4 protein-coding genes, 1 tRNA gene and 2 pseudogenes are annotated in these 6,160 nt (G+C 62.1%); 4 read left to right on the top strand and 3 right to left on the bottom strand.

The annotated features are described in order from the left end of the window. Nucleotides 1-281: pseudogene (locus tag ACK42S_RS14725) on the top strand (phosphohydrolase); the annotation flags it as partial. A 145-nt stretch (nt 282-426) separates the two neighbouring features. On the opposite strand, the gene ACK42S_RS14720 reads toward ACK42S_RS14725, so the two are convergent. Continuing rightward, nucleotides 427-1,458, bottom strand: coding sequence for a helix-turn-helix domain-containing protein (locus tag ACK42S_RS14720; protein ID WP_409709097.1), 1,032 nt, complete (start codon nt 1,456-1,458; stop codon nt 427-429). A 216-nt stretch (nt 1,459-1,674) separates the two neighbouring features. On the opposite strand from ACK42S_RS14720, the pseudogene eat reads away from it, so the two are divergent. The 3 genes and pseudogenes from eat to eutC form a co-directional block, all read left to right on the top strand. Continuing rightward, nucleotides 1,675-3,063 (top strand): annotated as a pseudogene (eat, locus tag ACK42S_RS14715) (ethanolamine permease); the annotation flags it as partial. A 104-nt stretch (nt 3,064-3,167) separates the two neighbouring features. Further along, nucleotides 3,168-4,565 carry an ethanolamine ammonia-lyase subunit EutB gene (locus tag ACK42S_RS14710; RefSeq protein WP_409709094.1) on the top strand — a complete coding sequence of 466 codons (1,398 nt, stop codon included), beginning with the start codon at nt 3,168-3,170 and terminating at the stop codon, nt 4,563-4,565. 35 nt (nt 4,566-4,600) lie between these two features. Then, on the top strand, nt 4,601-5,431 hold the full coding sequence (eutC, locus tag ACK42S_RS14705; protein WP_409709100.1) for an ethanolamine ammonia-lyase subunit EutC: 831 nt from the start codon (nt 4,601-4,603) through the stop codon (nt 5,429-5,431). A gap of 85 nt (nt 5,432-5,516) precedes the next feature. Here eutC and ACK42S_RS14700 read toward each other — a convergent pair. Together ACK42S_RS14700 and ACK42S_RS14695 are read right to left on the bottom strand one after the other, a co-directional pair. Further along, nucleotides 5,517-5,593 (bottom strand) — tRNA-Pro (locus tag ACK42S_RS14700). A 28-nt stretch (nt 5,594-5,621) separates the two neighbouring features. Further along, nucleotides 5,622-6,160 (bottom strand): polyprenyl synthetase family protein (locus tag ACK42S_RS14695; RefSeq protein WP_409709091.1); only part of this gene is annotated, 539 nt, incomplete at its 5' end.

Below are 6,160 nucleotides of genomic sequence, written 5' to 3'. Positions count from 1 at the left end.
GGATGCCGACGCCCCTCGGGGCGTCGTTCGTCAAGACGCTGGGGCTGTATCTGCCCGGCACCTATGTGGAACTCGCCAGCGGTGAAACGGCTGTCGTCGCGCGCCGCGGCGTGCGGGCCAACACCCCGCTCGTCTTCGCGATCGTGGGCCGCGAAGGACTGCCGCGCGGCGAGCCGCCACTGCGCGACACCGCGGACCGTACGTACGAGGTGCGTCGCGCCGTCCCGGCCGACGACGTCAAGGTGAGGCTGCAGCCGACGCGGTTGCTGGCGCGGCTTTAGTCCACACGGGCCCACGCCCGGCCGAAGTTTTTACCGCCGATCCCTTGCGGTCAACGACTGGTGAACGGCCGTATCGGGTGGCATAGGGTGTCACCCGTCATGTCAGAGGGCTTCAGCGCCGGATAAGTACTTGGGTGTCGAACTGCTATTGGCCGACGCATAGCTGGCGACCGATCGCGGTGCGCCGGGTTTGCGATGGCGGCTCGCCAAAGAGCGCTTTGTATTCCTGCCCAAAATGCCCCATGTGCCAAAACCCCCATTGGGCCGCCACATCCGCGATGCTGAGGTGGGCAAGATCAGGGTCTTGAAGCGCGCGCCGTACGGCGTTGAGGCGTACCTCGCGCAAATATGCAGCGGGACTGATGCCCAGCACGGTGTCGAAGCAATTGTGCAGTGTGCGCCGGGTCACGTGCAGGGCTGCACAGAGCTGTGACAAGTGCAAAAAATCCTGCGGGCGATCCAAGATGAGCTGCCGGGCTCGCCGGACCAATGTACGGCGACGCCGATGACTGGGTTCGTCCGCCGCCGAATGACGCGAGGCCTGTGGTACGAGCAGGTCGCACACCATGCCCACGATGGCATGGTGCATCGCGTGATAGCTGGCGCGGTGTTGCAGGACGTGGGGGTTTTTCTCCAGATTGCGTAACACCTCGCGTACCAAACCGGCCAGCCTCTGGCGCTGCACGGCACCGAGGGAGTGCAAACGCGCCGCAGCCAACGCATCGGCTGTCCACGCCGAATCGCTGGGCACCCCTTCACGCCAGGACAGGTGTTGCTGTAGGTCCTGCAGATCCAGCACCACGCCGTAGAGTCCCATGGCAGCCGGTACCAGGAGGTCGAAGGGCTGTTCGTCGCTGGCCCACATTGCGGCACAGTCGGTGACGCTGCGCCCCATGAAGCGCAGTCCGTCGTAAGACGGCGTCGAAGGTAAGCCGATCCAAATACCACCGTGCCAAGGCTTGCAGTACTGCACGGTAGCGCACGAGGCCCACTCTTCAAAAACCTGCAAGCCCGGGGCGGTCAGCTCCCGTACTTCGCCCTGGAAAGGGCCTCGGGAGACTTGCTCGTACTCCTGATCCCAGGATTGGAGTTGCCGAGCGTGTACGTGCACGTCCTCGGTGCGTTTGAGCCGAAATCGGGCAAAGGAACTGCCGCCGCCGCACGTGGCGTACTCCATGATGGTGCACCTACATTGTCGTTGTCAGCGGAGTATCAAGAATCGTGCCAGTTGAGTCCCCTAGGGAATACCCGCAAATCCTATCCATTTTGAGCAAAACTTTGCGGATCGGCCTACTTTTGCTCAGTCGGGATAGCGTCGCCGCGGAGCGGTTGCGCAGAATGACCACACGATGTGCCAGTCACCAGCGACTGAGCGGATTGCAACGGACGAACGATGGAGGGCGTGATGTCATCGGCACCGACACAAGTGGCGCGTGAGCTCAAGCCGGTCCTCGGAGTGTTTTCACTTTGGGGGATTGCCGTGGGTCTTGTGATCTCGGGCGAATATTTCGGTTGGAGTTACGGCTGGGCCACGGCGGGTACGCTAGGCTTCTTGGTGGCGACAGCGTTTGTTGCCTTGATGTATACAACTTTCATTTTTAGCTTCACCGAGCTATCCACCGCGATACCGCACGCCGGAGGGCCTTTTGCATATGCGCGGCGTGCGTTTGGGCCGACCGGAGGTTATGTTGCTGGTTTTGCCACACTGGTGGAATTTATTTTTGCTCCGCCTGCGATTTCCTTGGCGATTGGGGCTTATCTCAATGTCCAGTTCCCGCAGCTCGATCCGCGCTGGGTGGCTGTTGGTGCTTATATCGTCTTTATTGCGTTAAATTCCATTGGGGTGGGAATAGCCGCCACTTTTGAATTGTTTGTGACCCTGTTGGCGGTCGTGGAGCTGTTGGTCTTTGCCGGTGTGGTGGCGCCGGGCTGGTCGCTGGCTAACTTTGTTGCCCATGGTTGGGCCGGGTCAGACGGCTTTACCTGGGCGGCCATCGGTGGCATCTTTGCGGCGATACCGTTTGCCATTTGGTTTTTCTTGGCGATCGAAGGAGCGGCGATGGCGGCCGAAGAAGCGCGCGAGCCGCGGCGGACGATCCCGATCGCCTATATCGCTGGAATTTTGACGCTCGTTGCGCTGGCCTTTCTGGTCATGATCATGGCCGGTGGCGTAGGCGATTGGCGGGAGCTGTCCAACATCAATGACCCGCTGCCGCAGGCAATGAAACGCGTGGTGGGCGAGGGCGGCGTATGGATGCACATGCTGGTGTGGATCGGTCTCTTTGGATTGGTTGCGTCATTTCATGGCATCATACTTGGCTATTCTCGTCAAATGTACGCTTTGGCGCGCGCCGGATACTTGCCGGCATATTTTGCCAAGGTGCATCCGCGCTTTCGAACGCCCGTGCGCGCGCTGATTGGCGGCGGTATCGTCGGCGTGCTGGCGGTCTTCAGCGACCAATGGGTGACGTTTGGGGGTCAGCCATTGACAGCCAACATTGTCACGATGGCGGTGTTGGGGGCGTTGGTGATGTATATCGTGTCGATGGCTGCCTTGTTTCGGTTGCGGCAACGCGAACCCCACCTGCCACGGCCGTTCAAGGCACCGGTTTACCCCGTTTTTCCCGCGATCGCGCTGATCGGCGGTATCGTCTGCCTGGCTGCCGTCGTTTACTACAACCCGGCGCTCAGTGCATTGTTTGTTGGTCTGATGGGGTTGGGTTACATGTATTTTCGGGCGACGCACCAGCAGCGGGCAGCGGCGGCCTTCGATGAGATGCTGATGGGTAGCGCGGAAAGGTCGAGAATCGATGCATCGGATATGCCTGCGGGGTCTATCGTGGGTGCGTTTACCGACGGTGCGTCTCGTATTTGACGGAAACGGTCATGCGTTATTGCGTGGATCTGGCAGGCGTACGCTATCGATTCGAGAGTTTGCGCGAGCTGTTGGCAAAAGCCTCGCCGCTTCGGTCCGGAGACTGTCTGGCAGGGTTGGCGGCCGATAGCGAACAAGAACGTATGGCCGCACGCTGGGTCTTGGCGGAGGTGCCGCTGCGACAGTTTCTCGAGGAACCGGTCGTTCCCTATGAAGTCGATGAGGTCACCCGTTTGATCATCGATACCCACGACGCCGGCGCGTTTGCGCCAGTAGCGTCGCTGACCGTCGGTGCATTTCGCGACTGGTTGCTGAGTGACGCGGCCAGTGGCGATGTGTTGCGCGCGTTGGCTCCTGGGTTGACGCCAGAGATGGTGGCGGCAGTTAGCAAGCTGATGCGCAACTTAGACCTGATGCTGGTGGCCAAGCGCTGCGAGGTGGTCACGCGCTTTCGCAATACGTTGGGTTTGCGTGGGCGACTGGCCGTGCGCTTGCAGCCTAATCACCCGACGGACGACCCGTCTGGCATTGCCGCGAGCATTGTCGATGGCCTACTGTTGGGAGCGGGCGATGCTGTCATCGGCGTTAATCCGGCGTCGGATAGCGTGCCGGACCTGGTGCGCCTGCAGTACCTTTTGGCCGACATTGTGGAGCGCGGTGACATTCCCACCCAGACCTGTGTGCTCACGCACGTGACCAACACCATGCAAGCGATGGAGGCGGGGGCACCGGTGGATCTGGTGTTTCAGTCGATTGCGGGAACCGAGGCGGCCAATCGCTCGTTCGGTGTTGATTTGGCGTTGCTCGATGAGGCGCACGCCATGGCACAGGCGCTGCGGCGCGGCGATACCATTGGAGATAACGTGATGTATTTTGAAACCGGCCAGGGCAGTGCCCTGTCCGCGCAAGCCCACCACGGTGTTGATCAGCAAACGTGCGAAGCGCGCGCCTACGCCGTGGCGCGCCGCTATCGACCTTTGCTCGTCAACACTGTAGTGGGGTTTATCGGGCCTGAGTATCTGTATGACGGCAGACAAATTATCCGCGCGGGGTTAGAGGACCATTTTTGTGGCAAGCTGCTGGGACTGCCAATGGGATGCGATGTTTGCTACACCAATCACGCCGAGGCAGATCAAAACGACATGGACAACTTGCTGGTGCTGCTGGCCAGTGCGGGTGTCAATTTTGTCATTGGAGTACCAGGTGCCGACGATGTGATGCTCAACTATCAGAGTACCTCGTTTCACGATGCGCTGTCGGTTCGGCAGCTGTTGGGGCTGAGGTGCGCGCCAGAGTTTGAGGCATGGCTGCACAAGATGGGCATTGTGGATGACCATGGCCGACCCTGCACTGCCCACACCGTGGCACAACTCGCGCAAACATTGGGTGCCCTGCCGCAGCCTGTATGAAACCCGTTGAATCCCGATCGGAATCAGAAGGAGTAGTGGCACCGATCGGGCCCGCTTCTGTGCTGGCCCCCTCGGTTTGGGAAAGGCTGCGCGAGCACACGCCCGCGCGCATTGGCTTGGGGTGTTGCGGTGTGGGGCTGCCCACAGCGGCGCTGCTGCGATTTGGACTGGCGCACGCCCAAGCCCGTGACGCCGTCCATGTGCCACTGGATACCGCCGCCTTGGTGCATGCGCTGCGCGACGATGGGTGGCCTGAGCCACTGGTGCTGCATAGTCGCGCGGGTACCCGACGCGATTATTTGTTGCGCCCAGATTGGGGGCGACGGCTGGATGAAGCCAGCGTGCGGCTCTTGCAGAAGATGCGCGGCCACGGACCCTCACCGGATTTGGTTTTGGTCGTGGCCGATGGTCTGTCTGCGTTGGGCATTCAACGCCACGCTGTCGCGCTGTTGCGAGCCATTCGCGACACGCAGGCCCCGGATTGGGTGGCGGCACCACCGGTGGTGGTCGAACAAGGGCGCGTGGCCATCGGCGACGAAATCGGCGAGTTGCTGGGGGCACAGATGGTGGCTGTCATCATCGGCGAGCGGCCCGGGCTGAGTTCGCCCGACAGCATTGGCATATATCTCACGTACCGGCCCCGCGTAGGGTGCCGCGACGCGCAGCGCAACTGCATTTCGAATGTGCGGCCCGAAGGGCAAGATTTGATAACCGCAGCCAAGCGCTTGATGTGGCTCGCACGCGAGGCTCGGCGTCAAGGGTGCACGGGCGTTGCGCTGAAAGACTTGAGCGGGTTACCGCTGACGGGCGCTATAGCGCTCGACGCGGCTGACATGCCGAAGACGCTGACCAATCAGCGTCGGTGATGAACAATACCAAGGGTAGGACGACAACGCTGCACGCCCCAACTTGCAGCGTCAGTCACTGACTGAGCCGAACTCACAGCAAAGGTGGTCGGGGTGAGAGGATTCGAACCTCCGGCCTCTACGTCCCGAACGTAGCGCTCTACCAGGCTAAGCTACACCCCGAATGCCAACCGCAACAGAGCCGCCCATGTCACGCGCGGCGCGTCAGCAGTTGAGCCGCTAATTGTAGCAGAGCTTCGCGGTACTTCTCGCGCACCGCATCGCCGGGCGGCAGTGCCTGCGCCGCCGCGATGGCGCGTTGCGCCTCGGCGGCCGCGTGGGCGCGCGCCTCGGCCAGCCCGCCGCTGCGGCGCACGATGGCCAGGATCTCGTCGAGCCGCTGCGTGCCACCGGTCTCGATCGCGGTGCGGATCAGCGCCGCTTCCGGTTCGGTGCAGCGGCGCAGCGTGCAGATGACGGGCAGCGTCACCTTGCCTTCGCGCAGGTCGTCGCCAAGGTTCTTGCCCAGCTCGGCGGTGTCGCCCTCGTAGTCGAGCACGTCGTCGACGATCTGGAACGCGGCACCCAGCGCCTGCCCGTAGGTGGCGCAGGCCTCCTCCGTGGCGGGGTCGGCACCGGCCAGTATCGCCGCCAGCCGGGCGCTCGCCTCGAACAGTTTGGCCGTTTTGGCGCGGATGACGCGCAGGTACGCCGCTTCGTCCAGGTGCGCGTCGTGCATGTTCATCAGCT

The sequence above is a fragment of the Caldimonas sp. genome (genome assembly GCF_046289365.1).
In the GTDB taxonomy this organism is placed as follows: domain Bacteria; phylum Pseudomonadota; class Gammaproteobacteria; order Burkholderiales; family Burkholderiaceae_C; genus Caldimonas.
Note: the sequence above shows the minus strand (reverse complement) of the source record. Positions and strands in the feature narration are given on the sequence as shown.